Annotated in this window: 22 protein-coding genes; 12 read left to right on the top strand and 10 right to left on the bottom strand. The window is 63.2% G+C overall.

The genetic code is table 11. The features are described from left to right. The first annotated feature begins 48 nt into the window (after positions 1-48). A complete protein-coding gene (hpaH, locus tag I7X09_RS21810; protein ID WP_124568761.1) occupies positions 49-870 on the top strand; it encodes a 2-oxo-hept-4-ene-1,7-dioate hydratase in 822 nt (273 codons plus the stop codon). Beyond that, complete coding sequence (locus I7X09_RS21805) at positions 867-1,667, top strand: HpcH/HpaI aldolase family protein (protein WP_185564798.1); 801 nt, start codon at positions 867-869, stop codon at positions 1,665-1,667. Before hpaH ends, I7X09_RS21805 begins: the two co-directional genes overlap by 4 nt. Positions 1,668-1,681: 14 nt before the next feature. Here I7X09_RS21805 and I7X09_RS21800 read toward each other — a convergent pair whose 3' ends face one another. Next, positions 1,682-2,236, bottom strand: coding sequence for a hypothetical protein (locus tag I7X09_RS21800; RefSeq protein ID WP_200313637.1), 555 nt, complete (start codon positions 2,234-2,236; stop codon positions 1,682-1,684). 157 nt (positions 2,237-2,393) lie between these two features. Between I7X09_RS21800 and I7X09_RS21795 the strand changes: the two genes are divergently transcribed. From I7X09_RS21795 to I7X09_RS21785, 3 genes are all read left to right on the top strand, one after another. After that, complete coding sequence (locus I7X09_RS21795; protein WP_200318003.1) at positions 2,394-4,151, top strand: penicillin-binding transpeptidase domain-containing protein; 1,758 nt, start codon at positions 2,394-2,396, stop codon at positions 4,149-4,151. Between the two features lie 107 nt (positions 4,152-4,258). Beyond that, complete coding sequence (locus tag I7X09_RS21790; protein ID WP_166811602.1) at positions 4,259-5,938, top strand: NTF2-like N-terminal transpeptidase domain-containing protein; 1,680 nt, start codon at positions 4,259-4,261, stop codon at positions 5,936-5,938. A 30-nt stretch (positions 5,939-5,968) separates the two neighbouring features. Further along, the gene (locus I7X09_RS21785; protein WP_047889121.1) at positions 5,969-6,706 is read left to right on the top strand and encodes a sulfite exporter TauE/SafE family protein; all 738 of its coding nucleotides are present in this window, start codon (positions 5,969-5,971) and stop codon (positions 6,704-6,706) included. A gap of 6 nt (positions 6,707-6,712) precedes the next feature. Here I7X09_RS21785 and I7X09_RS21780 read toward each other — a convergent pair whose 3' ends face one another. The 4 genes from I7X09_RS21780 to I7X09_RS21765 form a co-directional block, all read right to left on the bottom strand. Further along, the gene (locus I7X09_RS21780; protein WP_047889122.1) at positions 6,713-8,185 is read right to left on the bottom strand and encodes a peptide MFS transporter; all 1,473 of its coding nucleotides are present in this window, start codon (positions 8,183-8,185) and stop codon (positions 6,713-6,715) included. Positions 8,186-8,242: 57 nt separating this feature from the next. Beyond that, positions 8,243-8,620, bottom strand: a complete 378-nt coding sequence (locus tag I7X09_RS21775) for a DUF3054 domain-containing protein (RefSeq protein ID WP_095971478.1) — start codon at positions 8,618-8,620, stop codon at positions 8,243-8,245. A 64-nt stretch (positions 8,621-8,684) separates the two neighbouring features. Continuing rightward, complete coding sequence (locus tag I7X09_RS21770) at positions 8,685-9,233, bottom strand: YceI family protein (protein ID WP_050655476.1); 549 nt, start codon at positions 9,231-9,233, stop codon at positions 8,685-8,687. 78 nt (positions 9,234-9,311) lie between these two features. Next, positions 9,312-11,048 carry a 2-isopropylmalate synthase gene (locus I7X09_RS21765; RefSeq protein WP_200313635.1) on the bottom strand — a complete coding sequence of 579 codons (1,737 nt, stop codon included), beginning with the start codon at positions 11,046-11,048 and terminating at the stop codon, positions 9,312-9,314. Positions 11,049-11,211: 163 nt separating this feature from the next. Between I7X09_RS21765 and I7X09_RS21760 the strand changes: the two genes are divergently transcribed. Beyond that, on the top strand, positions 11,212-11,892 hold the full coding sequence (locus I7X09_RS21760; protein ID WP_007734477.1) for a FadR/GntR family transcriptional regulator: 681 nt from the start codon (positions 11,212-11,214) through the stop codon (positions 11,890-11,892). Here I7X09_RS21760 and I7X09_RS21755 read toward each other — a convergent pair. Beyond that, positions 11,889-12,995 (bottom strand): lysylphosphatidylglycerol synthase transmembrane domain-containing protein, encoded by a 1,107-nt coding sequence (locus I7X09_RS21755; RefSeq protein WP_200313633.1) that lies wholly within the window; start codon positions 12,993-12,995, stop codon positions 11,889-11,891. The genes I7X09_RS21760 and I7X09_RS21755 overlap by 4 nt on opposite strands. A gap of 9 nt (positions 12,996-13,004) precedes the next feature. Beyond that, complete coding sequence (locus I7X09_RS21750) at positions 13,005-14,483, bottom strand: adenylate/guanylate cyclase domain-containing protein (RefSeq protein WP_200318001.1); 1,479 nt, start codon at positions 14,481-14,483, stop codon at positions 13,005-13,007. Between the two features lie 192 nt (positions 14,484-14,675). On the opposite strand from I7X09_RS21750, the gene I7X09_RS21745 reads away from it, so the two are divergent. Genes I7X09_RS21745 through I7X09_RS21730 form a run of 4 tightly spaced genes read left to right on the top strand, consistent with a single transcriptional unit; the run spans position 14,676 to position 18,468 of the window. Next, positions 14,676-15,854, top strand: coding sequence for an AI-2E family transporter (locus I7X09_RS21745; protein ID WP_200313631.1), 1,179 nt, complete (start codon positions 14,676-14,678; stop codon positions 15,852-15,854). After that, positions 15,847-17,070, top strand: coding sequence for a MacS family sensor histidine kinase (gene macS / locus I7X09_RS21740; protein WP_200313629.1), 1,224 nt, complete (start codon positions 15,847-15,849; stop codon positions 17,068-17,070). The genes I7X09_RS21745 and macS overlap by 8 nt, the downstream gene beginning before the upstream one ends. A gap of 28 nt (positions 17,071-17,098) precedes the next feature. Further along, on the top strand, positions 17,099-17,731 hold the full coding sequence (locus I7X09_RS21735; RefSeq protein WP_152965808.1) for a response regulator: 633 nt from the start codon (positions 17,099-17,101) through the stop codon (positions 17,729-17,731). A 17-nt stretch (positions 17,732-17,748) separates the two neighbouring features. Then, the gene (locus I7X09_RS21730; RefSeq protein WP_200313627.1) at positions 17,749-18,468 is read left to right on the top strand and encodes a DUF1707 SHOCT-like domain-containing protein; all 720 of its coding nucleotides are present in this window, start codon (positions 17,749-17,751) and stop codon (positions 18,466-18,468) included. 4 nt (positions 18,469-18,472) lie between these two features. On the opposite strand, the gene I7X09_RS21725 is transcribed toward I7X09_RS21730, so the two are convergent. Both I7X09_RS21725 and I7X09_RS21720 read right to left on the bottom strand, forming a co-directional pair. Beyond that, positions 18,473-18,925 carry a MaoC family dehydratase gene (locus I7X09_RS21725; protein WP_050655484.1) on the bottom strand — a complete coding sequence of 151 codons (453 nt, stop codon included), beginning with the start codon at positions 18,923-18,925 and terminating at the stop codon, positions 18,473-18,475. A 34-nt stretch (positions 18,926-18,959) separates the two neighbouring features. Continuing rightward, on the bottom strand, positions 18,960-19,487 hold the full coding sequence (locus I7X09_RS21720) for a cupin domain-containing protein (RefSeq protein ID WP_200313625.1): 528 nt from the start codon (positions 19,485-19,487) through the stop codon (positions 18,960-18,962). Positions 19,488-19,639: 152 nt separating this feature from the next. Here I7X09_RS21720 and I7X09_RS21715 point away from each other — a divergent pair, with 152 nt between their 5' ends. After that, positions 19,640-20,212, top strand: a complete 573-nt coding sequence (locus I7X09_RS21715) for a TetR/AcrR family transcriptional regulator (protein WP_050655486.1) — start codon at positions 19,640-19,642, stop codon at positions 20,210-20,212. A gap of 82 nt (positions 20,213-20,294) precedes the next feature. Next, a complete protein-coding gene (locus tag I7X09_RS21710) occupies positions 20,295-22,151 on the top strand; it encodes a DUF2339 domain-containing protein (RefSeq protein ID WP_200313623.1) in 1,857 nt (618 codons plus the stop codon). Here I7X09_RS21710 and I7X09_RS21705 read toward each other — a convergent pair. Further along, positions 22,126-25,035: an MMPL family transporter gene (locus I7X09_RS21705; RefSeq protein ID WP_200313621.1), complete on the bottom strand. Its 2,910-nt coding sequence runs from the start codon at positions 25,033-25,035 to the stop codon at positions 22,126-22,128. The two genes, I7X09_RS21710 and I7X09_RS21705, sit on opposite strands and share 26 nt — an antisense overlap. Positions 25,036-25,045 lie beyond the last annotated feature (10 nt).

Genomic DNA, 25,045 nt, shown 5'->3' with positions numbered 1-25,045 from the left:
CGGATCGCTGCACTCACCCTCTCTAGAAATCTCGACAGCAGGAGCGTCATGCTGACTGAACGTCAAATACGGACCGCCGCCGAAGAACTCGACCAAGCAGAGCTGTCCGGTGTGCAGGTCGGACAGCTCTCTCTCGGATATCCGAAGATGGACCTCGACGACGCCTATGCAATTCAGACCGCATGGGTCGCGAGAAAGCTTGCCAGGGGCAGGACGATCATCGGCCACAAGATCGGGTTGACTTCGAAGGTGATGCAGCGGGCGTCGAAGATCACCGAACCGGACCACGGGGTGCTGCTCGACGACATGCTCTTTGCCGACGGTTCCGAGATACCCAATGGGCACTTCATTGTTCCGCGGGTGGAGGTGGAGTTGGCGTTTGTCCTCGATCGGGACCTCAGTGGCCCCGGCGTCACACTGTACGACGTACTCGACGCGACGCGGTATGTCGTTCCGGCGGTGGAGATCATCGACGCACGGATCGTGCAGGTCGACCCGGGATCAGGTCGAACACGTACAGTGTTCGACACCATCTCGGACAATGCAGCGAACGCCGGAATCATTCTCGGTGGGCGTCCGGTGGTACCGAACGAGACCGATCTGCGCTGGGTGTCAGCGCTCTGCTATCGAAACGCAGTTGTCGAGGAAAGCGGAGTAGCTGCCGCGGTCCTGAATCATCCGGCAATCGGTGTTGCGTGGCTCGCGAACAAACTCGGACGTCTCGGTGTCGGACTGAAAGCCGGCCACGTGATTCTTGCCGGCTCGTTCACCCGTCCGATCCAGGCGCAGCCGGGGGACACCTTTCACATCGACTACGGCTCGCTCGGCACTGTCTCGTGTCGGTTTGCCGAGACCGGACAAGAACAATGACAACCAAGCCGTTCAAGGTCGCGCTTCGGTCCGATACTGCTCCCGCCCTCGGTTTGTGGCTCGGGCTCGGTGAAGCGGTCACTGCCGAGATATGCGCAGGGGCCGGGTTCGACTGGGTGTTGATCGACTCCGAGCACGGTCCGAACGACCTCCGGTCGGTGGCGGATCAATTGCGAGCTGTTGCAGCTGATGCGGTCGAACCGATCGTGCGCCCGCCGAGCACCGACGAGGTTGATATCAAGAGACTTCTGGACATCGGTGTGAGAACGCTACTGCTGCCGATGGTCGAATCCGGTTCAGCAGCGAGGGATGCCGTTGCCGCAACACGATATCCGCCGTTCGGGAACCGCGGAGTCGGTAGCGCCCTCGCTCGCGCCTCGCGATGGAACAGAGATGTCGACTACCTCGAAAAATCCGCGGACGGAATAACTCTCATCGCGCAGATCGAAACCCCCGACGCTGTGGCGAACATCGGCGATATTGCGGGCACAGCCGGTATCGACGCTGTCTTTGTGGGCTTGTCGGACCTCGCTGCGACGTCGGGTCATCTTGGACAGCCGCTGCATCCGCAGGTGCAGGAGGCATTTCGATTCGTGGTGGACGAGTGCACACGAATCGGAGTTCCGGTGGGAACTTTGGCGGGTTCGGACGCCGTGGCCGACCTCGCGATCGGTCTCGGTTGTCGATTCGTGGCAATCGGGACCGACGTCGCGGTGCTGGTTCGAGGCTGTGAGACCTTGTTGGAAAGGTTTCGTGCTCCGAAAGCTACTCGTGGAGTTGAAGTCTCGGTCTACTGAAAATCGCACGGTCCTCAGATTTTCGGGCCTTCGGACCGAAGATCGTCGACCTTCGACATCGCTTCTCGTAGCTCGGTGAGCCACTGTTCGCTGTGCTTGCCCGCCAACCGGACTGTCCACATGAGTGCATCCGCTCGCGAGCGAGCAACTCCCGCGTCCACCAAGGTGTCGAGAACCTTGCGTTCGGGCTGACGTAGTCGTGTCATCACCGGAACTGCGAGATGTGTGAACAGGACGGTCTTTTCGTCCAGGCGTACACCCCAGGCGACCTTGCGTCCGTAGCGAGCCTCGGCCTCGTCAGCTATGCGCATCCGATCGGCGCGCGTGGTTTCGCGAAAGCGTGAGATCCTTCCGTCCGCGGTGGCCTCGCCACCGTCGACTGCGGGGAGTTCACCGATCACGACGATTTCTTCGCGGTCGACCTGGACGTCGGCGCTGCCGGTGAACCAGTCATCTGGAAGTCGACCGGCAAACCAGTCGGACGCATCACTCGCGTCGGGAACCGATGCCTGTTGCCAACCTCCGGGTCGGCCGAACCTGCGGTCGCCGGAGCCTTGTGAGTTCTTCATGGCGTTCTCCTCGGAAAGCTGGTGGAGCCCTGATGTGCGTTTATTGCACTGATTACATGATTACACCGATAGTCGAACCGGCGCCACAAATTCGGGCATGATCGGAGTCGTGCGCCTTCCACACGCTCGTCAGAGCTTCCGAACTTTCCGTCGTCCCATGGCTGCCGTGGCACTGGGGGCATTGGCCGCAGGATCGGTGGTTTCCTGCAGTTCTGGCCCTGACCAGCCGAAATCAGTGGCAGAGGAGTTCGCCTCCGCGCTCACGTCGGATGACGTGCAAGCGGCGGCAGCCCTGACCACCGATCCGGCGGCGGCGTCGACTGCGATTTCGGCTCTGATCGAGGGGCTGGGCAAGGACGAGGGAACATTCACCGTTTCCGACGCCGCCGAGTCCGGCGATTCTGCGGGGACGTTCACGCTCGACGCGGCGTGGAAGTTCGGTGAGGGGCAGGACTGGAACTACTCGACGCAGGGAAACGCGTCGAAAAGCGGCGACAACTGGCTGATCCAGTGGGATCCGGCGCTGCTCGCCCCGGACCTGACCTCCTCGACGACGCTGCGCTACACGCCCACGACAGGTGCTCCGCCGTCGGTGCTGGACGCGGCGGGCCAGCCGATCATGGAGCAGCAGGTGGTGACGCTGGTCAATCTCGATTCCGCTGCGGTTCCACCGGTGGACACGGCAGCGGTGGCGGCCCTGCTCTCGCCTGTCGCTCCGACGATCACGGCGGCATCACTGAGCGGCGATCTTGCGTCGGCAAGCGGGAAGCCGGTCACCGCAATCACTTTGCGTGCCGAGGATCTTGCACCGATCGAGGAGCGGTTAGCGGCAATTCCTGGAGTGAGCTTGGCGCCGCAGGCTCGGTTGCTCTCGGTGGACAAGACTTTGGCGTCGCCGACATTCAGTGGGTTGTCCGATCTGTGGCAGGAGGGGCAGGACAAGTCCGCAGGCTGGGCGGTGCAGCAGGTGAAGCAGAACGGAACCGTCACCACCGTCGCCGGCCAAGACGGGCCGGTTGCTCCGAACATCGCGACAACCATCGACCGACCGCTGCAACTCGCGGCCGAGAACGCGCTCGCCGGGGTTACGCAACAGGCGGCGATCGTTGCGCTGCAGCCGTCGACCGGAGCGGTGTTGGCGGTGGCCCAGAACGCACCCGCCGACGCACAGGGCCCGATCGCGTTGACCGGCCTGTACCCACCGGGTTCGACGTTCAAGACCGTGACGACGTCCGCGGCCCTGCAAGCCGGCGTCGCTACACCGGACACCGTTCTGGCGTGCCCGGGTACCGAGAACATCGAGGGCCGTCAGATCCCCAATGACGACGAGTTCGACCTCGGATCGGTTCCGCTGCACACCGCGTTCGCGAAGTCGTGCAACACCACCATGGCCAGGATGGCCGTCGGTCTGCCTGCCGATGCTCTGCACAAAGTGGCGCTGCAGTTCGGGCTCGGCGTCGACTACGTCACCCCCGGCCTCACGACGGTGACGGGCAACGTCCCTGACGCGAACACGCCCGCCGAACGTGTCGAGAGTGCGATCGGACAGGGCACGGTGACCGCCACGCCTTTCGGGATGGCTCTGGTGGCGGCCTCGATCGCGAACGGAACGACACCCGCGCCGATGTTGGTCAAGGGACAGGCCGGTGTCGCGGATCAGACGGTGGCCCCTGCTCCCGCGGAGGTGACCGAACAGTTGCGGGTGATGATGCGCGAGACCGTCACAGGCGGTACGGCAACGTCGTTGCAGGACATTCCGGGGCTTCTGGGCAAGACCGGTACGGCCGAAACCGAAGGTGGTCCAGCACACGGGTGGTTTGTCGGAATCAAGGGAGATCTCGCATTTGCGGTATTCATCGCGGGTGCGGACAGCTCTTCGCCTGCAGTGCAGGTAGCGGGTACTTTTCTGCGCTGAAACCTGTTTTCCGTTGCAGTTGGATCACACCGTCGTAGCTCAACCGTGACACGTTCGTAGGCATCCCGTGCTTGTTACTCGTGTGACAGAAGTAAAGAGTTACATGCATGGGGCCCGGAGGACAGCACAACCGTCGTGGAAAATATGTCGTTGCGTCGATAACTGCTGTCGTTCTGACAGTGGCGCTCGCGTCGTGTGTCATCGGTGGGGAGAAGAAATCCGACGCCGCCTCGGTGGTGGAGGACTTCGTCACCGCCCTCAACAACCACGACGCCGAAGCTGCCGCAGCGCTCACGTCGTACCCCAACGCCGCGCGGCCGTCGATCCAGCAGATGTTCGACGGACTTGCCGCCAAGTCCACCGACTTCGACGTCGCTCAGGTCATGGACCTGGGTAGCGACTCCGGACTCTTCACTCTCGACGCGTCCTGGAACTTCGGTGAAGGCAAGGACTGGAGCTACCAGTCGCAGGGTGAGGTTCGCGATCTGTCGGTCGGCTGGCGTGTGTCCTGGGACCCGTCGGTCCTCGTTCCCGACCTCGGCAACGGTCGCACCGTCTCGTACACCCGCACGGACGCAGCGCCGCCGAAGGTCGTCGACAGCACCGGCACCCTGCTCATGAACGAGCAGACCATCAACGCGATCACTCTCGACCCGGCCACCATGCCGGACCCCGTGGACACCACTCGTCGCCTCGCCACGGTGCTCGAACCTGTCGCACCGTTGGTCACTTCGGAGTCGATGTTGGCCGACCTCGCCGCCAACCCAGGCAAGCCCGTCACCGCCGTACTGCTCCGCGATCCCGACTACGCCTACCTGGAAAGCGATTTTGCGATCCCCGGCGTCGTCGTGGTCAAGACACCCAAGCTGATCGCCTCCGATCGTCGCATCAACTCGCCGTTGCTGGACCCGCTGCGGACCGTGTGGCAGGCCAATCGCGACGCCACCGCCGGCTGGGCGGTCAACCTGGTCGAGCCCAACGGATTCCCGATCAAGCAAGCCGGCTTCCAGGGACCTCCCGGCCCCGACGTTGCCGCGACTCTCGACTCGCACGCTCAACTCGCCGCGATCGAAGCTGTCGTCAGTGCAGGTACTCCCGCGGCCATCGTGGCGATCCGCCCGTCGGACGGTGCCATTCTGGCTGCAGCACAGAACAATCAGGCCATCGAACAGGGCCCGATCGCCTTCACCGGGTTACGCCCGGCCGGCGGCGCACTCGATCTGGTCCGTCTCGCATCGTCGATGCAGAACGGCGTCGACCCCGGCAGCGTGTCAGCCGAGCAGTTGGCCGACACCGGGCAGCAGCTCGGACTCGGCAACGGCTTCCACATTCAGGGACTCGAACAGCAGACAGCAGTGCTTGCCGCGAACCGTCCCGGCGTGGACCAGGCGATGAACAACGTCATGGCCAACAAGACGTCCAACGACGCGAGCGCGCCGACAGTGACTCCGTTCGGAATGGCGATGCTCGCGGCATCGATCGCCCGCGGCAGTGCCCCGCTGCCGATGATGGTCTTCGGACAACCGGCAACCGCCGACGTCGCGCCGACGGCATTGCCCGGCGACGTCAACAATCGTCTGCGTGACGCCATGCGAGGCGCCGGCGGACTGGCTGGGTACCCGGACATGATGGCGGCCGGCGCAGCGAGCGGTGACGATCGCTGGTTCTACGGAGCGCGCGGAGACTTCGCGTTTGCAGTGTTCGTCGCAGACGCCGACGGTGGTGATCGAGCAATGCAGATGACGGACAAGCTCTTCCAGGAACTCGGCAAGCCTGCCGACAAGTAGTACCAAGCACCGCGAGTAGATTCCTGGTTCGTGAACCTGCTCGATTTCCTTTTCCTCGTCGTAGCGGGATTCTTCAGCGGTCTAGTCGGTTTTGTCACCGGTCTTGCGTCGATCGTCTCGTACCCGGCGCTGCTGAGCGTCGGGCTCTCGCCGGTCAGCGCGAACATGACCAATACCGTCGCGTTGGTGGCCGTCGGCGTCGGCGCATTGGCGAACTCGTCCCGTGAAGTTGCCGATACCGGTCCGAAACTTGTTCGCTGGTCTCTCTATTCGGCTGCCGGTGGCATCGTCGGTGCCCTGATTCTGTGGTTGGCACCGGAAGGTTCGTTCGAATCCGTTGTGCCGGCGATGGTCGTGTTCGCCTCGCTCGCGCTGCTACTGCAACCGAAGATTCGTGAGCTGTCGGGCGGCGGTGACCGTCCCGGAATCTACTCGGCAGCACTGTTTGCCGTCGCGGTCTACGGCGGCTATTTCGGTGCCGGTGCCGGCGTCATTTTCCTGGCCGCGACGCTCATCCTCACTTCCGAAACGGTGTGGCGTGCAACGATCCTGAAGAGCTTCTTTCTCGGCATTGCCAATCTTGTGGCTGCACTCATCTTCGCCTTCTCCGGACAGGTGCATTGGGTGGCCGCGTTGGCGATGGCGCTCGGCGCTTTGGCCGGAGGGTGGTGTGGCCCGCCCGTCGTCAAGAAAATCCCGCCATCGGTACTGCGTGTGGCAGTAGCGACAGCGGGATTCGTGTTGGCTCTGTGGTTGTGGGTGAAGTGAGACCGTCTACTTCACGCCCTGCATCAGCTTCTTGATCCACGGCGAGGCAAGAGCAAGAATCACTCCGATTCCGATCGACGAGAAACCGATGATCAGGAAGAACGGGCGACTGTCGTCGATGTCGAAGTAACCGGCCAAGGTTCCCGCCATCGAAGAACCCAACGCAACGGACAAGAAGAACAACGCCACCATCTGAGTGTGGAAATGCTCGGGCGCGAGTTTGGTTGCAAGGGAAAGGCCGACGGGGGACAGGAAGAGTTCCGCGAAGGTGAAGAGCAGAAGCACGCCGGCCAGGCCGAGGAGCGGTGCACTGTTCGGTCCGCCACCGGTGATCGGGATGAACGCCAGGAACGCCAGACCCATCGTGCCGGTACCGAGCGCGAACTTGATCGGCGACGACGGCTGACGGTCACCGAGTTTTGTCCACATCGCTGCAAACACACCGGCAAAGATGATGATGAACACCGGGTTGATCGACTGCACCCACGTCGGCGGGAAGTCCCAACCGAAGAGATTGCGGTCCAGGAGTTTGTCGGAGATCACCGGCACAGTGGTGAACTGCTGCTGAAACAGCGACCAGAAGGCCGCGCTCGCGATGAACATCGGGATGAACGCAAAGACTCGACTGCGTTCGACCTTGGTCACCTTCTTGCTGGTGAGCATGAGGAGGAAGTAACCGACGGACGCGACGATCGTGAGTCCGACAACGACGTCGGACATGTTGTCGGCCGTGATCAAACCGGTGATCGAGGCGACCGCGACGACGACGATCGCGGCAATGCCGATCCCGATGTAGAGCGCGCGCTTGTCTGCGGGCAACGGGTTGCCGGGCTCGGCACCGATTCCGTGAAGATGCTTGCGGCCCAGCGTGTACTGGATCAGACCGAGAGCCATGCCGACCGCGGCGAGAGCAAAACCGGCGTGGAATCCCCACGCGTCCTGGACGGCTCCGGTGAGCAGTGGGCCGACAAGACCGCCGATGTTGATTCCCATGTAGAAGATGGAGAATCCGGCGTCGCGGCGAACATCCTGTTCGGAATAGAGATCTCCGACCAGAGAGGTCGCATTGGCCTTCAGGCCGCCGCTGCCGAAGGCGACCATGACCAGGCCGACGCCGACACCCCACATGCCGGGAAGAACCGACAAGGCGATGTGGCCGGCCATCACCAGCGAAGCACTGTAGAAGAGCGTGCGCTCGGAGCCGAGAAGTCGGTCGGCCACCCACGCGCCGAGAATCGTCGACAGATAGACGGTGCCGCCGTACGCGCCGACGATGCTGGTCGCTGCCGCCTGACTGATGCCGAGGCCGCCGTCGCTGACGCTGTAGTACAGGTAGTAGATGAGGATGCCTTGCATCCCGTAGAAGGAGAATCTCTCCCACATCTCGACGCCGAACAGGTTCGCCAGCGCAAAGGGTTGGCCGAAGAACCCCCGGTCTTCTTTCTCGCTACGTTCGACGGGCTCCGTAGTGTTGCTCATCCGAAAAGTGTCCTACGTGCTCGAGCATTTCGGGTAGTTCCGAGCCGTGGAGTTTGGTTACGACTTGGTGCGGATTTTCGATACCAGCGGAGCGAGTGCGCGCCAACCGAGAAGGAACGCGCCGAGGACCAGCGTCGCGACCACGATGAAGCTGAACTGGGTGCCCTGGCCACTCAACACTCGCAGGATCATGCCGATGACGACGGTGGAGAGCCAAACGACAATGCCGGTGGGAAGAAGGAGAACGGCGTTGAACTTGTCGCGGTACAGCGCGAACGTGGCAGCCCATCCGATCACCAGGCCGGTCAGGAAGGGCCAGGATGTCTTCGCCAGACCGGCGAGCGCGTTGGCTTCTTCGTGGGTACGGCGCCCTATCGCGCAGAAGATTATGACAAGAATGGCGTCGATCAGCAGGAATGGTGCGTACTTCTTCACGCTCACACCATACGACTGTGCGCCTTTATTAACCGCGGGCGGTTAATAAAGGCGCACAGTGCTGTTAAGCCTGGAGGCCGGCTTCGATCTCGAGGGTGATCGTGATCTTGTCGCCGACAACTGCTCCGCCGCCTTCGAGGGGCATCTCGATGGAGATGTCGAAGTCCTTGCGGTTGATGACGGTGGTGGCTTCGAATCCGGCGACGGGGCCCTGGCCCATGCCCGGGTTGACGCCGTTGAACTCGAGGTTCAGCTCGACCTCGCGGGTGACGCCGTGGAGCGTGAAGTCGCCGGCGAGGACGAAGTCGCTGCCCTTGGCGCGCACTGCGGTGGACTTGAAGGTGGCCTTCGGGAACTTCTCCACGTCGAAGAAGTCAGCGGACTTGATGTGGCCGTCGCGCTGCTCGTTCTTGGTGTTGATGGAGTCCACGGAGATCTCGGCCTCGACGGCCGGGGTGCCGTCCTCGGCAACGGTGATCGTTCCGGAGAACTCGTCGAACGTTCCACGGACCTTGGAGACCATGAGGTGGCGAACCGAGAATCCGACGGTGGAGTGGACGGTGTCGATGACCCAGGTTCCGGCGGTCAATGCGGGCAAGGTTGCGGTGGTCATGGAAGCTCCTGAATAAGTAGTTGAATGTTCAAGTTCTTGTAGCTTCAACTATGGACCCCGAGGAATCCTTCCGCAAGATCATGTGAGCTGCATCACAGCTGGTGTGCTTGCGGCATAGACCGCGTGAAGCGCCGACGCTGTCACCGACTGATGCACCGCAATGCCCCAGCGTCCTTCGCCGTTCACCACACACTCTGCGATGGTGACTGCCGAATTTGCACTGCCGGAAGATTCCGGGTTGCGGGGCAGTGAATGCTGGGTGAGCGAGACGACCTCGACCGCCGAGCCCTGCTCGGTCAGGATTTTGCCCAATGCCTCGACAGGTCCGGACGCGCTGGCTGCAGCGGTGACCTCGCGCCCGTCGCGTTCGATGGCGACGAACAACTGATCACCGTCGGCGGTGTGCTCCAGCGAGTACCGTCGCACTCCTCCGTTGTACCCGTACTCGCGCAGCAGCAGGTTCCACAGCTGATCGGCTGTCATTTCGGTGCCCGAGTCGTCGGTCTCGAGCTGCACCCGTGAGGCGAAGTCGATCTGCAGGCGGCGGGGGAGTTCGACCCCGTATTCGGTCTGCAGCAGATATGCGATTCCGCCCTTGCCCGACTGGCTGTTCACGCGAATGACCGCCTGGTAGTCGCGGCCGACGTCGGCGGGGTCGATCGGCAGATAGGGGACTGCCCACGGCGTCGACCCCGGATCGACGCCGGCGGCCGCCGCACTCTCGTAGTGATGCGCGAAGCCTTTCTTGATCGCATCCTGGTGGGTTCCGGAAAATGCCGTGTACACGAGATCGCCGCCGTAGGGGTGGCGCTCGTGGACGGGAATTCTGTTGCAGTACTCCACTGTTCGACGGATCTTGTCGATGTCGGAGAAGTCGATCTCCGGATCGACGCCCTGTGCATGCAGATTCAGGCCCAGAGTGACCAGGTCGACGTTGCCGGTGCGCTCGCCGTTACCGAACAGGCATCCCTCGACGCGCTGCGCGCCGGCCAGTACTGCCAGTTCGGCACATGCAACCCCGGTGCCGCGGTCGTTGTGCGGGTGGACCGAGAGAATCACCGAATCGCGTCGGGCCAGGTTCTGGTGCATGTATTCGATCTGGTCGGCATAGATGTTGGGGGTCGCGATTTCGACTGTGGCAGGCAGGTTGTGGATGACCGGGCGATCGGGACTGGCGTCCCAGAGTTCGGTGAGACTGTTGCACACCTGCAGGATGTAATCGGGTTCAGTGAGGTTGAAGACCTCGGGCGAGAACTCGAATCGCCATCCGTCGTGGCCTTCGCCTCCTCGGGCCACGTCTTGCGCGGCGCGGAAAATCATGTCGTGCAGCTCTTCTCGCTCCTTGCCGAGAACGACGTTTCGCCACGTCGGCGCCGTCGCCGTGTACATGTGGACGACCGCGTTCGGCAGTCCTTCGATCGACTGGTATGTCCGCTCGATCAAATCCGTACGCGCGGCGGTGAATACGACGATGGTGACGTCTTCGGGAACGAGATCGAATCGCACCAGATCTCGCACGAAATCGAAGTCGGTCTGGCTCGCGGAGGGGTAGCCGACCTCGATTTCCTTGTAGCCGATCGCCACCATCAGTTCGAACATCCGACGCTTGCGTTCGGGGTCCATCGGTTCCGCGAGGGCTTGGTTGCCGTCACGCAGATCGACGGGTACCCACAGCGGTGCCGCGGTGGTGCGATTGGACGGCCAGGTCCGTTCGAATGCCGGAATGTCGACGCGATCCCACGCGGCGCGATAGCGCTCGGACGGCATGGGTGACGGCTTCTGGTTGTTCCAGTGGTTGGCGCGGGTAGTGCTCATCTTCGGTTTCTCCTGCGGTCGAGTAGAGAGACCGGCATGGCGAAACCCCGCGGAGGGGTGCCGGTCTTTCAGGCCCCGCCGCGGCAGTCGAGAAGGAGTGCTCCTGTAGCCATGCGGGCTACACTAGAACGAAATCACTTATCAGACAACCTGAGGAGTTAACGTGTCACCGATCGTCGAGCGTCGGCTGCTCACCGACCAGGCCGCGGAGTTGCTGCGAGCGCGGATCGTGAGCGGTGAATGGGAAGTCGGCGCCAAACTTCCAGGTGAAACCACGCTGGCGGCGCAGCTGGGAATCGGGCGGTCCACCATCAGGGAAGCGGTGCGGACTCTCGCGGGCCTCGGCATGCTCGAATCGAGACAGGGCGCCGGTGTCTTCCTGCGGAGTACGACGCCTCCGGATCAGTGGCCGCGGGTACTCGAAGCAGAGGCGATCCTTCATGTCGTCGAGGTGCGAAACGCGGTCGAGATCGAAGCAGCTCGGCTCGCTGCGCAGCGCCGCGACGCCGTGGACGTCGCGGCTCTGAGGCAAGCGTTGGACGGTAGAACTGCCGCTGCGCACTCTGGTGACGCGGCCTTCGTCGACGCCGACATTGCGGTCCACCGGGCAGTGGTGGATGCGGCACACAATCCCGTGCTGTCGGAACTCTTCGAGACTTTTGTGCCGCGTCTGCGGGCCGCGTTGATCGAGTTGATCGCGGTTCTGGACCTGCATCCCCACAGTCAGCCGGATGCGGACGAGCATCGAATGTTGGTGGACGCCATCGAAGCCGGTGACGCGGAGGCTGCGGTACGGATCAGCCGAGCCCACCTCGACGACATGGCAGCAGCGTTGCGACGCTAGACGCCGGGTTGTTCTCGACGTTCGAACTCGAGGTCCATCGCGAGGTCTTCGTGGTGAGTTGCGCGGAAAGTGATCAAGAAGACGATCCAACCGACGACAGCGACCATAACGAGGCTGACCATCCGATACACCAATACCGACGCGAATACCTGAGCTCCGCTGACCCCGGCGAACGTCAGCGCTGCGATCAGGGCCGTATCCACGTAGCCCAGCCCACCGGGAAAAAACGGAATACTGCCGACTGCTTTGGCGGCGGTAAAGGCAATCAGGAGCCCGGCGAAGGAGGGTTCCGCGCCCACCGCCCAGCATGCGAAACCCAAACAAGCGACATCGGCGACACGATGGATGGCCGACCACCCGAATGCGATGACCGAGTCGGTGCGGCTGAGTTCGACCGAGTCCAACTGCTTCAGGATCTCGGACCAGCGGCGCATACCGTGGCCGATAGGATTTTTGCGAATTCGGTTGTACCGGGCCAGAACTCGGTGTCCGATGCGCTCGATGCTGCCGGGATTCTGGGCTATGTATCGCAATGCCAGAAACAGTGCTGCCATGCCGACGAGCGAAATCGTCAGCGTCACCGGGCTGACCTTGGTGCCGAACGCCGCTGCGCCGGTAGCGCCGAGTAGTGCCAGAGTCGCGGCGGCGATGACACCGCACATTGCCAACTGCCAGGACGCGACTACCGGCGTCGCGCCCCACTTTCGAGTCTGTTTGTACGTGAACGCAGTGGAGAAAACTTGCCCGGCAGGCAACGTCAGCGCCATCGCCGTGCTGGCGTAGATGACCGAGAGGTTCTTGAGGTGACCGGCGACTACGCCGGCGGCGTTGAGCAGACGTTGCTGCACCGAGGCGTAACCGCTGAGTGAAATGAGTTGGGCCGCGACGCACGCGGCAACCCATCCCCAGTGAATTTCGGTGAGCGCTTGCCAGTATTCATTGAGGCGAGGCCACAGGTAGGTGCCCTCTGCTATCAGGAGGGCGATCAGAGCCACCCCGAGCAGCCACTTCAACCACCAGAAGCGCCCTCTGGCCCGACTGGTCTCGGCCACGGGCGAGCGTGGTCGTCTCAGTCGCCGTGGGGTGTTTCCAGGCTGAGCCATCGACTCACCCTAACCAATTTGATCCGGATCGACCTCTGGAAACTTTTCGGGCCACGCCAGATGCGTCAGTCGTCGGCGTCCACGCAGTTGAACTTGCTCGCCGAGTTCCCACTCGGCCTGTTCCTCTTCGTCGGCGAAATACAGCGCGCTCGTCGACGCCAGCACTCGGCTGGGCCGAAGCTTCGCGAGCTCGGTGAGCCGCGACGCCTCATTGACCGGATCACCGATCACGGTGTACTCGAAACGTTCGGCAGCACCGATGTTGCCGGCGACCGCGAGCCCCGCGCTCACGCCGATACCGACGTCCAGGCCGGTGATGTCGTTGAGCTTGAACCGCAGCTCGCGAGCCGCAGCGAGGGCTGCCGTCGGAGCGTCGGGTCGATCGAGTGGTGCACCGAAGATGGCGAGCGCCGCATCTCCCATGAACTTGTTGACAAAACCGTGGTGGCGATCGATGACGTCGACGACCACACGGAAGAACTCGTTGAGCAGCTCGACCACTTCACCCGGCGGGCGCTCGGCAGCGGCGCCCGTGGATCCGACCATGTCGACGAAGAGAACTGCCACGAATCGAGTTTCGCCGCCCAGTTCGGTACCGAACTTCAGCGCGCGCCGGGCCACGTCCTCGCCGACGTGCTGACCGAACAGCTCACGCAGCAGACGACGCTCGTCGGACTCTTTCATCATGCGGTTGAAGCCGACCTGGAGCCGGCCGATCTCACTGCCGTCGAACACCTCGACGCGTACGTCGGTGGCGCCGCGCTGCACTCGCTCGATGGCGCGTCGCAGTTGGCGGATCGGATCGGAGATCTGGGTAGCCGTCAGCATCGACAGCGCGAACGCCTGCACGATCGCCATGATCGAGATGAGCAGGATCGCCCACGCGAGCGAGTCGGGGGAGAACTCGAGATCGGTCGTGAGCTGCGTCGAGCACAGCAAGATGATGCCTGCGACGGGCATCAGCGTGCCGAGCCCCCAGGTCATCGCCAGCCGGGTTCCGACGCCCGGCGCCATGGTCCGATCGAATTCGCCCTCGCTCAACGCCTGGGCGGCGACCGGACGCAAGATGCGCTCCCCGAGCATGTAGGTGAACCCGAAGGTCGTGGTCGCGGCCATGCAGACCGTCACGATCACGGCGATCGCGAGTCCGGGCATCTCGGTGATGGTCAGGAACACGAAGATGATGCCGCCCAGAATCCACAGCACCAGGTGAACGATGGCCTGGCGAAGCGGCGCGTGAAGTGCCGCCATCTGTTCGGACCTCGTCGGTGGACCTCCGCGCAGCCGCCAGCGAATGACCGACTTCAACATCATGGCAGCCGCGGTGAGGCTGACGGCACCGGCGAAGGCCAGGTACACGCCGAAGATCGCGAAGTTACGGACCCGGTCGGCGACTATCGCGTCGGACTCCTGGATCGGCACGCCGTACCGGACGAAGGCAAAAACCAGTACCGCGCCGATCAGGTTGGCTGCGAGCATGGAGAGCATATAGAGGGGCCACCGGCTGCGGATGGTCACCGCTATTGCTCTGTATGAGGCCCGCACAGGGTTCAATTTAGCTGGCAGAGGTCGAAGTGTTGGTACGCGCGTCCGATTATTCGTCCGCTCACCTGTGTCGGCCGGTCCGGTTAGGCTCGCGAGGTGAACGCAAACAGGGGGCGTGCGGAGCGAGCTTCGAGGATGAACAAACCCATCTCCGCCGACGCTCGGGCGGTGCATCCCGGCGTGCGCATCGCGGCGGAATGGTCGTGGCGCCTCATTATGATCTTCGCCGGACTGTTGGTTCTCGGATACGTGGTTCTACGTCTCGAAACCGTGCTCATCCCGGTGGGGCTGGCTCTGTTGGCATCGGCTCTGCTGATTCCGGTGGTCGATCGGCTACAGGTGTGGGGTGTTCCTCGCTCGGCAGCGGTGATCGTTGTTCTGCTTGCCTCGATCGGACTGGTCGCGGGAATCATGACGTTTGTCGTCGAGCAGTTCATCGACGGGTTGCCGCAGCTCACCGACCAGTTCACGGCCAGCGTCACACAGATTCAGAACTGGCTCACCAGCGGTCCGCTTCACTTCAGCGAGGATCAGATCCGCCAGGCGGGTGATTCGGTCGTCAAGTCGGTCCAATCCAATCGTGAGTCCCTGACCAGCGGCGCCTTGACCACGGCGACGGTCATCGGCGAGATCTTCACCGGGGCGTTGCTGACGCTGTTCACCCTTATCTTCTTTCTCTACGGCGGCGACCAGATCTGGCAGTTCGTCACCCGGATCGTTCCCACCGAGGCTCGACGTCGCGTGCGGATCGCCGGTTCTGCAGGTTTCGGGTCGCTGATCGGCTACGTGCGCGCCACGGTCGCGGTTGCCGCCGCCGACGCGATCGGAATCGGTGCCGGCCTGGCGATCCTCGGGGTGCCGCTCGCCCTGCCGCTGGCGTCGTTGGTGTTCATCGGCGCGTTCATCCCGATCGTCGGTGCATTTCTGACCGGTTTTCTCGCAGTGCTTGTCGCTCTGGTCACGAAGGGTTTTCTGACCGCCTTGATCGTTCTCGGGATCATCATCGGCGTCATGCAGCTCGAAGCGCACGTGATGCAACCGCTGTTGTTGGGTCGCGCAGTTCGCCTGCATCCGCTGGCAGTCGTTCTCGCCATTACCACGGGCATCGTCCTCGCCGGAATCGTCGGTGGGCTCTTGGCTGTTCCGATCGTCGCCGTCCTCAACACGGCGATTCGTTCCCTCCTCGCCGACGACCCGGACGTCGCGTACGCGGAGCTACACGTCGAGGACCCGGAGACTCCGCTGTTCCCCGCCGAACCCGACGAGCCGCGCGCCGAGCCTCGCGTCGTGAACCCCACGCCTCCCGATGACTGAGCCCACGCGCCGTCGCCGGCTGCACTACCAGCCGACCGTTCGCGAGGCGTCGGGCGTCGACACCGACCCGGATGCCCCGCTGTGGCGGGCGGCGCAGGCGTTTCGCCTCGTCACGCTGGTGTACGCGATCAGTTACCAGTTCGCTTCGGCCTCCGACTACACCAACTCTCGGCTCAGCTGGTTCTTCATCGCTCTGATGGCCGTGTGGTCCGGGGTGTCGGCACTGCTGCTCGGGACCTCCGGTGCCGTGTTCGGGAAGACGCTGCCGCGGTACCAGGTGGTGATCGCCGATCAGGTGGTCGTCATCTTGCTGATGGCGTCGACGAGGCTGGTCTCCGACCACGAGTGGTATCAGAATCACCAGACGCTCCCCACCACGCTGTGGGCTACCAACGCCGTCATCTCCGCGGCAATTCTCGGCGGGCCGTGGCTCGGCATGGCGTCCGGAGTTGTCATTTCGGCGGCCAGCGCGATCATCCGCGATCAGGTCAACCTGGATCTCTGGCGCGATGCGACGGCTCCCGTTCTCGTATCGGTTGGTCTGGCGTTGGGCTTGGCCACCACCACCGCTCGGCGCTCGCACCGGCAACTCGAACAAGCCGTACGTCTGGCAGCGGCAACGGAAGAGCGTGAACGCTTGGCACGCGAAGTACACGACGGCGTCCTGCAGGTCCTGGCGATGGTGCGCCGACGCGGAGCGGCACTCGGCGGCGAGGCAGCGGAACTGGCAGCTCTGGCGGGAGAGCAGGAGGTCGCATTGAGAATGCTGATCTCCGAGCAGGTTTCGGGTGCCGCGGCAGACGTCGGCGGGCAGACAGTGGATGTGTGTCCGTTGTTGACCACACAGGCCAGCACGTCGGTGTCGGTGTCGACGCCCGCGCACCCGGTCGTGATCGAGCGCGATCGCGCCATCGAACTTGCTGCCATCGTCGACAACGCTCTGTCCAACGTCGGGCTCCACGCGGGGCCCGCGGCGAAGGCATACGTGTTGCTCGAAGATCTGCCGGACGAGGTGATCGTCAGCGTCCGCGACGACGGCGTCGGAATTCCCGAAGGCCGCTTGGCACAGGCCGAGGCCGAAGGCCGCATGGGAGTATCGAAGTCCATTCTCGGTCGAGTGCAGGCGCTCGGCGGAACGGCGGTCCTGCAAACCGGGCCGGGGGAGGGCACCGAATGGGAGATCAACGTTCCGAAGGGGAAGAGTGAGCGTGACTGACGAACAGAGCGAGAATCCGGTGACGGTGATGGTCGTCGACGATCACCCGATGTGGCGCGACGGCGTCTCCCGGGACCTCGAGGCCGCAGGCTTCACCGTGAGCGCCACGGCGGAGGGTGTCGAGAGCGCACGCCGCCGAGCCGCCGCCGTGCAACCGGCCGTGGTTCTGATGGACATGAACCTGCCGGACGGAAACGGTGCCGACGCCACCATCGCAGTGCTCGAGGTTTCGCCGAAAAGCAAGGTCCTGGTGCTTTCGGCGTCCGCCGAGCGTGACGACGTCCTCGACGCGGTCAAAGCCGGAGCGTCGGGTTACCTGGTCAAGAGTGCTTCGGTGGCGGAACTGCTCGAGGCCGTGCGTGCGACTTTCGACGGACAAGCCGTCTTCACACCCGGCCTCGCCGGATTGGTGCTCGGCGAGTACCGCCGGATGTCGACGGCACCGGCCGACGATCGCGCACCAGAGCTGCCTCGGCTCACCGACCGTGAGACCGAAGTGCTCCGCCTTGTCGCCAAGGGGCTGAGCGCGAAACAGATCGCCACGAGGCTCTCGCTCAGCCACCGGACCGTCGAGAACCACGTGCAGGCAACGCTTCGGAAGCTTCAGTTGGCCAATCGCGTCGAGCTCACGCGATACGCAATAGAACAAGGTCTCGAATAACGTTTATCCTGGAAATCATGGAGGCCAGGAATCTACGCGTATCCGATGCCGAACGAGAGCACGTCGGCGAGCTGCTGCAGAAAGCCGTCGGTCAAGGAATGCTCTCGCTCGGTGAGTTCACCGAGCGCATGGACACTGCCTTGGCCGCAAAGACGCGAGGTGAGCTCAACTCGGTTCTCGCCGATCTACCGGGCATCACGCTGATCTCCGACTACGACCCACCCGCGTATCCGAATGCGGGTCAGCCGATGTACCAAGGCCAGCCGTATCCGGCGCCGACGTACCAACCCCAGCCGCCGCCGGTTCACCCGAGCCCGCCTTACCGCGCTCCCGTCGGAGCTCCGGTTGTCGGTACTTACGGAGCCGCCAACGCTGCCGTGATCCGTGGACGAATGGCGACGGTGACACGGAACGGAGCATGGATCGTTCCGCCAGCCGTCGTGGTCGACACCAGAATGTCCAGTGTGACTATCGATTTCACGCGCGCGGTGATGCAGACGCAGGTCGTGAACATCTCGATCGACGACTACGCCAGTTCGATTTCGCTGATCGTTCCCGAAGAGGCGACAGTGGACATGAACGGTGTCGAGGCAGTCGGAGGAAGCGCGTCGAACAAGGTTCGTTCCGGCCCGCAGATGGGCCCGCTGCACCTGGTGGTACACGGCAAGGTGCGATTCGGCAGTGTCACAGCAAAGCATCCCTTCGGTACCACGATCCGAAGGATGTTCGGCTCCTGACCTTTCAGTGATAGGCGCGGGTCAACATCTCGGCGACGCACACAGGTTTGTCGCCGTGTTCTCGTTCGAATGTCTGCGTCACCGTGATCTGGACACCGCCATTGATCGGTTCGACTTTGCTCAACGTCGCACGCATGCGGACACGAGAGCCCACCGGTAGCGGGGCAGGCAACCTGACTTTGTCGAATCCGCAGTTGAGAGCAAACGCAAAACCTTCGAGCGAGAACATCGCATAGGAGAACTTGGGTCCCAGCGACAGTGTGTAGTTGCCGTGCGCGATCGTTCCGCCGAACGGTGACTCCTTCGCGCGATCCACGTCGACGTGAATCCACTGATCGTCGCCCGTGACGCGGGCGAACTCGTCGATGGACTCCTGTGTGACCTCGTGCCAGTCGCTGACGCCCAACTCTTGGTTCAGGTTGGCACTGAGGTCTTCTGCTCCGGTGAGTACAAGCATGAATCTTCCTTTGATCGGTAGGTGCTGACAGAGGTCAGTGACTTTCGATGCCGAATCCCACACCGTGTGTCTGTGCGATCTCGGCGGTGGCAACGAGATCGAATTCGATCCCGAAGTCGGCTTCTACCCGCGCTGCAACCGTTTCCGCGGCGGAACCTGCTTCGGCCAGTAACTTCGGCATCAGTTCGAACAGGCCTTCCATCCCTCCAGGCGTGATGATTTCGAGAATCCGGGCTGGAACGTCGTCGGGATTCCACACGGCATGCCACTGGCCACGCGGTTTGAAGATCATGGCGCCGGCCTCCGCGTAGACGATCTCGTCTCCGACCATCGCTGCCACGCGGCCACTTTGAACCACCGTGTACTCGTCTTCCCGGCTGTGGCGATGGACCGGTGACGTCATCGAATGCGCGGCGATGCGGTGCTGCACAAGCGAGAATCCTCCCTCGGTTTGTTTGCTTCGGACCATCATCCGGACGCCGGTGGCCGCGAGGGTCCCGGCGAGGTCTTCGTCCGGTCCGAGGACGGTCGTCGTGGTGTGGTTTGTGGAATTCAGGGACATCGATTCGGTCCTTTGTCGTCGTGAGCGTCGTTGGCCGCGCTCCGGTTTGTCGATTCCCGAATCATGTACCAATCGGTCTAGCGATGCAAGGTTTTGGTGATTTCTGCACTTCAAGTGTTGTCCATACGTGTACTGATCGGTATATTTGGCTTATGTCTACAAGGGATTTGTTGGTCGATGCCGCCGCTGACTTGTTGCAGCGGAAGGGCTACGCGGGAACGGGTGTGTCGGAAGTACTCTCGGCGAGCGCGACTACCAAGGGTTCCTTGTACTTTCACTTTCCCGGCGGCAAGGAAGAACTCGCAGGCGAGGCTCTGAGGCGACGCGGCGAGGCAATGGCCGCTTTCATCCGACATCTGCTGGAGAGCTCACCCGATGCGGCCACCGCGATCTCAGCCTTCGCCGCAGCACTGGCTGCTCGGTTGTCGGATTCGGACTACGAGCGCGGATGCGCACTGGCCACGGCAACACTCGACGCCGCAACCGAATCCGAGGTCATCCGTGGGGCTTGCGCGGACGGATACAACTCGTGGCTCGCACTGCTGGCCCAGCGGCTCGAAGCAGACGGCTGGTCCCCCGAAGACGCAGAGTCGGAGGCAATTCTCGCTCTGTCCGCACTCGAGGGCGCGCTTGTGCTCGCTCGCGCGCGTCAGGATCCCGCTCCGCTTCACACCTCGGGTCGGCTGCTCTCCGAACGATTGCGGAACGCAGCGCCTCGGCGATAGCGCGTCGGATACGAGAAGCCCCCACGCTGATCGAGTAGTACTACTCATCTGATCGGTTCGGCCAGGCAGCAAGCTCGTATCCATGACCACACCGAGCTCTTCCGCTGTCGATCCGCGACTGGTGACAGCTCTGTCTGCCGAGTGCGACAGCATCGGCCGACAGTTGCGTCACATGGGTCAGAACCTGTCGATACTGCAGGCTCAGCTGGCCTCGACCGCCGTGCCCGCGCCGGTAGCTCCGGCACCGGTAGCTCCAGCTCCCGTCGTTCCGGTGCACCCGATGCAGCCGGTCCGTCCTCAGCAGAGCGTGCCCACCTGGCAGCCACCGGCGTATCCGGTTGCTGCACCTCGGCAGCCCTGGTGGCAACGCGACGGCGTCATCAGTCGGCTCCTGGCCGCGGCCGGTGTTGCCGTCACCCTGATCGGCGTCGTGATGCTGCTGGTACTTGCCGCGCAGGCCGGATTCTTCGGACCGCCGCTGCGGGTACTCGGTGGCGCACTCCTTTCCGGCGCCTTGGTGTTTGCCGGTGTGCGGGTCCACGGACGCCCCGGCGGCAAAGTGGGGGCGATTGCTCTGGCTGCCACCGGTTTTGCGGGAATGTACCTCGACGTCGTCGCGGCGTCTGTTCTCTACGGTTGGGTGGCGACGCCGCTCGCGGTGGTGATCGCCTTCGGAATTGCTGCGGCCGGCGTTGCTCTGGCGGTGAAATGGGATTCCGAGTCACTGGCGCTCATGATCGTTCTGGGCGCAGCGGTGCTGGCTCCAGTACTGACGTCGGGAATATCGTTGACCCTCATCGGTTTCCTGTTCGCGATCCAGTCGGCGACGTTCTCCGCCCAGCTCGGTCGTGACTGGAAGTACCTGGGAATGGCGCGCACCGTACCGGTGGTTCTCGCACTGCTCGTAGCGACAGCGTCGGAGTCCATATTCAACGAATCCGTTAACAGCTCAATGCAATTGGTGATCAGTGCCGTCGTGGTTGCGGGTGTGGGAGTCGGCTGCGCGATGGCCCTGCAGTGGACGGGTTCGCCTTCGCGTGACGGTGTTGCAGGGGCGTGGTCCACCGCGACCTTTGTTGTCTCGACCCTTCCGCTGATGAGCGTCGGGGCCGTGCTCGGAAACACCGAATCCGCAGTGCTGTACGGAATTGCTGCGGCACTACTTCTTTCCGCTGCAGCGGCGGCCAAGCCTTTGCCGACGCAACTGCGATTCGGACTGGGCGCAACCGGCGCTCTTGCATTGTTGCTGTGCTGCTTGTCCGGGGCGTCGGAATCTCTGGTCGTACCGTTGGTCCTCACCGTCGGCATGATCTTCCTCGGCGTCTCGCTCCACGCGGGTTCGCGTTTCGTCTTCGCTCTCGGAACCGCCTTTGCGGCCATCGGATCGATCGGATACCTCACGACGGTTCCGCCGGAAGCTTTGACGACCGCCCGTGCCGCATCCATGCAACTCGGTGCGATCACGGCACTCTCGAGCCTGACGGCGATAGGCGCACTGGTGATGCTGGTGTGGGCGATTCACCGACTGAAGTTGGTCGCCGATACCAATGCGGCGGTTCTATGGGCGGCCGCAGGGTTCGGTGTCCTCTACGCGGTGACGTGTGCGCTCGTCTCATCAGGCGTCGAAATTTTCGACAGCGCAACCGGATTCGTTGTCGGACACAGCGTTGCCACCATCGTCTGGATGCTTGCCGCCACGTCAGCGCTGGTGCTCGGCCTGAACAACCGTCAGCACGCTCGCGTTTTGCTCGGAGCTGGTCTTGCTCTCACCAGCGCGGCAGTGGCCAAGCTGTTCCTCTTCGACCTGGCCACGCTCAGTGGGCTGGTGCGCAGCGCTGCCTTCCTGGTGGTCGGCTTGCTGCTCCTGCTGGTCGGGACTCGTTATGCACGAGCCTTCGCCAAGCAGGAGCAGGTCAGCTCCGCTTCTGGCGAGCGATGAGCTCGCTGACACTGATGGCGCCTGCGTCGTCAGGTCGGTGCCTGCCGGTGGCGTTGTCGTCGCCGTCAGAGGCATCCGAGACTCGGGGCTCGGTGGGACGACGCTCCGGAGCGATCGGTGGAGGCGGCGACTGGGGGGTCGCCTCCACCGAGGTCGGGGTAGAGCCGTTGGTAGCCGAGCCGTTGGTAGCACCGTTCCGGCCCGCACCGTTAGCGCTCGAACCGTTGGTACTTGAACCGTTGGTCACAGCTCCATTTGCCGCCGAACCGTTTGTACGCGAAGGCGTCCGAACCACCGGTAGCGGCCGTGAGGCCGGGGGAGTCTGTTCCCGAGCCCGCAGGTCCGACAACCAGCTCTCGATGGGACGCTCGGCCGGCGCCGCAGGCGTGGGGTTTCTGCGCTTGTCGCTGGCGTTCGGTTGCGGCCGGTACGAGGGATTGGGCACCGGTGCCTCGATCAGGTTCTGGGGGGCGCTGGCTGCACTCCCGATATCGAGACGGCGCCGCGGTGCGGGCTTCTCTGCGGCGGGAGCCTCCGTGGTGGGTGCCTTCACCGCCATTTCGCTGAGCGGAATGGGCTCGGTGAGGGGATCCGGAACGCGAGGTCCACTTTCCGGCTGTGCGGCCGGGGCAGGCGGCGGCATGACGCGCGAGGCCGCTTCGATCTTGCGCGGCTGACCCGGTCCGGCGATCGCACCGACGGGCGCGATCTGTGGGACGTTCGCGAGTACCAGCTCGTTGTCGAGAATCGGCTCACCGAGCCCGATCTTCTGCTGGATCCGCTTCATCCAGGCCGGAGCCCACCAGCAGTCGTCCCCGAGCAGTTTCATGGTCGCCGGGACCAGGAACATTCGGATCAGCGTGGCATCGATGATCAGCGCGGAGATCATGCCGTAGGAGATGTACTTCATCATCACCAGATCGGACAGGCCGAATGCACCGGTGACCACGATCAGGATCAGTGCGGCAGCGGTGATGATCCGGCCGGTATGTGCCGTGCCGATTCGGATGGATTCGGTAGTACTTGCGCCCTGCGCTCGCGCTTCGACCATGCGAGAGAGCAGGAACACTTCGTAGTCGGTCGACAGGCCGTAGACGATAGCGATGATCAACACCAGGACGGGAGACATGATCGGTCCCGGCGTGAAGTTCAGCAGACCCGAACCGTGCCCGTCGATGAAGATCCAGGTCAAGATTCCGAGTGTCGAACCCAGTCCGAGCGCGCTCATCAACGCGGCCTTGATGGGTAGGACGAGCGAACCGAACGTCAAGAACATCAGCAGCGTCGTCAGCAGGATGACCGACACGACCATCAGCGGCAGACGGTCGAGCAACGCGTCGACGCTGTCCTGCTCGATGGCCGGAGTACCGCCGACGAGAACAGTTGTGCCCTCGGGCCAATCCGCGGATCGCAGATAGTCGATGGTGGGACGCGCCTCGTTGCGCTCCGTCAGACCGGCTTTGAGGACGTTGACACCGTCCTTGGTCGCAACCTCCGGGGTGAACTTCTCGACCAGACCCGGCGCAGCGTTTGCGGTCTTGGAAATCTGCCCGAGAGTGGTGTTGTCGGCTCCCTCGATGACGAGTCGAACGGGCTCGGTGCGATTGCCCGGGAAGAGTTCGTCGAACTGCGCCTGCGCGACACGCGTGGGGCTGTCCGGGGGCAGGTACGTCTCGTTGATCCCGCCGAACTTGATGCCCGTCAGCGGAATGATCATCAGCAGGAGAGCCGCGACGATCGGGACCGCGACCTTGAGCGGATGCTGCATGACCCAGCGGGTGAGCTTGCCCCAGAAACCGTTCTCGATTTCCTCGTTGGTCTTGGTCTGGCGCAGCTTCTTGAAGGTCAGCGCGTCGATCCGCTTACCGAGAATGCCGAGAATCGCGGGAAGAATCGTGGTGGACGAGATCGCGGCAAGCATGACGGCAGCAATGGCGCCGTAAGCCACCGATTTGAGGAAGCCCTGCGGGAACAACAGCAGACCGCCGAGGCTGACGGCAACCATGGTCGCCGAGAACATGACCGTTCTGCCCGCCGTCATGACCGTTCGGCGTACTGCGGTCGGGGTGTCGTACCCCTCGGCTATCTCTTCTCGGAAACGGCTGACGATGAACAGTCCGTAGTCGATCGCCAGACCCAGGCCGACCAGAGAAACCACTGGCGCAACAAACGCGTTGACCTCGGTGAAGTTGGTGATCAGTCGAATGATGCCGTTGGCGCCGATGACAGTGAGACCGCCGACGATCAGCGGGAGGGCAGCGGCGACGACGCCACCGAAGACGAAGAACAGCAGGACACCGACAGCGGGAATCGCGAGCATTTCCATGCGCTTGATGTCGTTGGCCATCGTGTCGTTGAGTGAATTCGCGACAGGTTGCAGGCCGGCGAGTTGCACGTCGACGCCGTCGATGTAGAACTGCGACTCGACGTCGCGGAAGTTGTTGGACACCGCGGTGTCGTTGTCGCCGGCGATCGCGATGCTGGTGACCGCGTGTTGCTTGGTCTTGTCCGCCAGGGCCGCCACCGAGAGACCGTTGTCGACCTTGAAGTACGAGCCGTTGATCTTCATGATCTGGTCGGGGTTGTCGGCGACGAGCCGCTGCAGATTGTCGATGACCTTCGCTTGGAACTCGGGATCGTCGACGGTTTTGCCCTCCGGCGCCGTGTACAGCGCCAGAACGTCACCCGTCGTGCTGCGTCCGAACGTGCCGTCAGCGAGTTTTGCAGCCTCTACCGATTCCGACCCCGGATCGTCCCAGCCGCTCTGGCTGAGATGATCCTGCAGGCTCAGGCCGTACGCAGCGAGCCCGAGGAGCCCCGCCACCATGACAGCGATGACGGTGAAGCGGGCTCGATAGACGATGCTTCCCCAGCTGGCGAACACTGATCAACTC

The organism is Rhodococcus sp. P-2 (genome assembly GCF_016598535.1).
In the GTDB taxonomy this organism is placed as follows: Bacteria; Actinomycetota; Actinomycetes; order Mycobacteriales; family Mycobacteriaceae; genus Rhodococcus_F; species Rhodococcus_F baikonurensis.
The sequence above is the reverse complement of the archived record's forward strand: the minus strand, read 5'-3'. Positions and strand labels throughout refer to the sequence as shown.

Bases quoted from the DNA above. Each gene is read 5' to 3' on its own strand.
- I7X09_RS21725 (WP_050655484.1), bottom strand. From the start codon at position 18,925: ATGCTTGTACTCACCGGAGCAGAAGACCTCAGTGCCAACCTGAACCAA.
- I7X09_RS21745 (WP_200313631.1), top strand. From the start codon at position 14,676: ATGAACAAACCCATCTCCGCCGACGCTCGGGCGGTGCATCCCGGCGTG.
- I7X09_RS21790 (WP_166811602.1), top strand. From the start codon at position 4,259: ATGGGGCCCGGAGGACAGCACAACCGTCGTGGAAAATATGTCGTTGCG.
- I7X09_RS21735 (WP_152965808.1), top strand. From the start codon at position 17,099: ATGGTCGTCGACGATCACCCGATGTGGCGCGACGGCGTCTCCCGGGAC.
- I7X09_RS21770 (WP_050655476.1), bottom strand. From the start codon at position 9,233: ATGACCACCGCAACCTTGCCCGCATTGACCGCCGGAACCTGGGTCATC.
- I7X09_RS21710 (WP_200313623.1), top strand. From the start codon at position 20,295: ATGACCACACCGAGCTCTTCCGCTGTCGATCCGCGACTGGTGACAGCT.
- I7X09_RS21730 (WP_200313627.1), top strand. From the start codon at position 17,749: ATGGAGGCCAGGAATCTACGCGTATCCGATGCCGAACGAGAGCACGTC.
- hpaH (WP_124568761.1), top strand. From the start codon at position 49: ATGCTGACTGAACGTCAAATACGGACCGCCGCCGAAGAACTCGACCAA.
- I7X09_RS21720 (WP_200313625.1), bottom strand. From the start codon at position 19,487: ATGTCCCTGAATTCCACAAACCACACCACGACGACCGTCCTCGGACCG.
- I7X09_RS21805 (WP_185564798.1), top strand. From the start codon at position 867: ATGACAACCAAGCCGTTCAAGGTCGCGCTTCGGTCCGATACTGCTCCC.
- I7X09_RS21780 (WP_047889122.1), bottom strand. From the start codon at position 8,185: ATGAGCAACACTACGGAGCCCGTCGAACGTAGCGAGAAAGAAGACCGG.
- macS (WP_200313629.1), top strand. From the start codon at position 15,847: ATGACTGAGCCCACGCGCCGTCGCCGGCTGCACTACCAGCCGACCGTT.
- I7X09_RS21765 (WP_200313635.1), bottom strand. From the start codon at position 11,048: ATGAGCACTACCCGCGCCAACCACTGGAACAACCAGAAGCCGTCACCC.
- I7X09_RS21795 (WP_200318003.1), top strand. From the start codon at position 2,394: ATGGCTGCCGTGGCACTGGGGGCATTGGCCGCAGGATCGGTGGTTTCC.
- I7X09_RS21715 (WP_050655486.1), top strand. From the start codon at position 19,640: ATGTCTACAAGGGATTTGTTGGTCGATGCCGCCGCTGACTTGTTGCAG.
- I7X09_RS21755 (WP_200313633.1), bottom strand. From the start codon at position 12,995: ATGGCTCAGCCTGGAAACACCCCACGGCGACTGAGACGACCACGCTCG.
- I7X09_RS21750 (WP_200318001.1), bottom strand. From the start codon at position 14,483: ATGCTCTCCATGCTCGCAGCCAACCTGATCGGCGCGGTACTGGTTTTT.
- I7X09_RS21800 (WP_200313637.1), bottom strand. From the start codon at position 2,236: ATGAAGAACTCACAAGGCTCCGGCGACCGCAGGTTCGGCCGACCCGGA.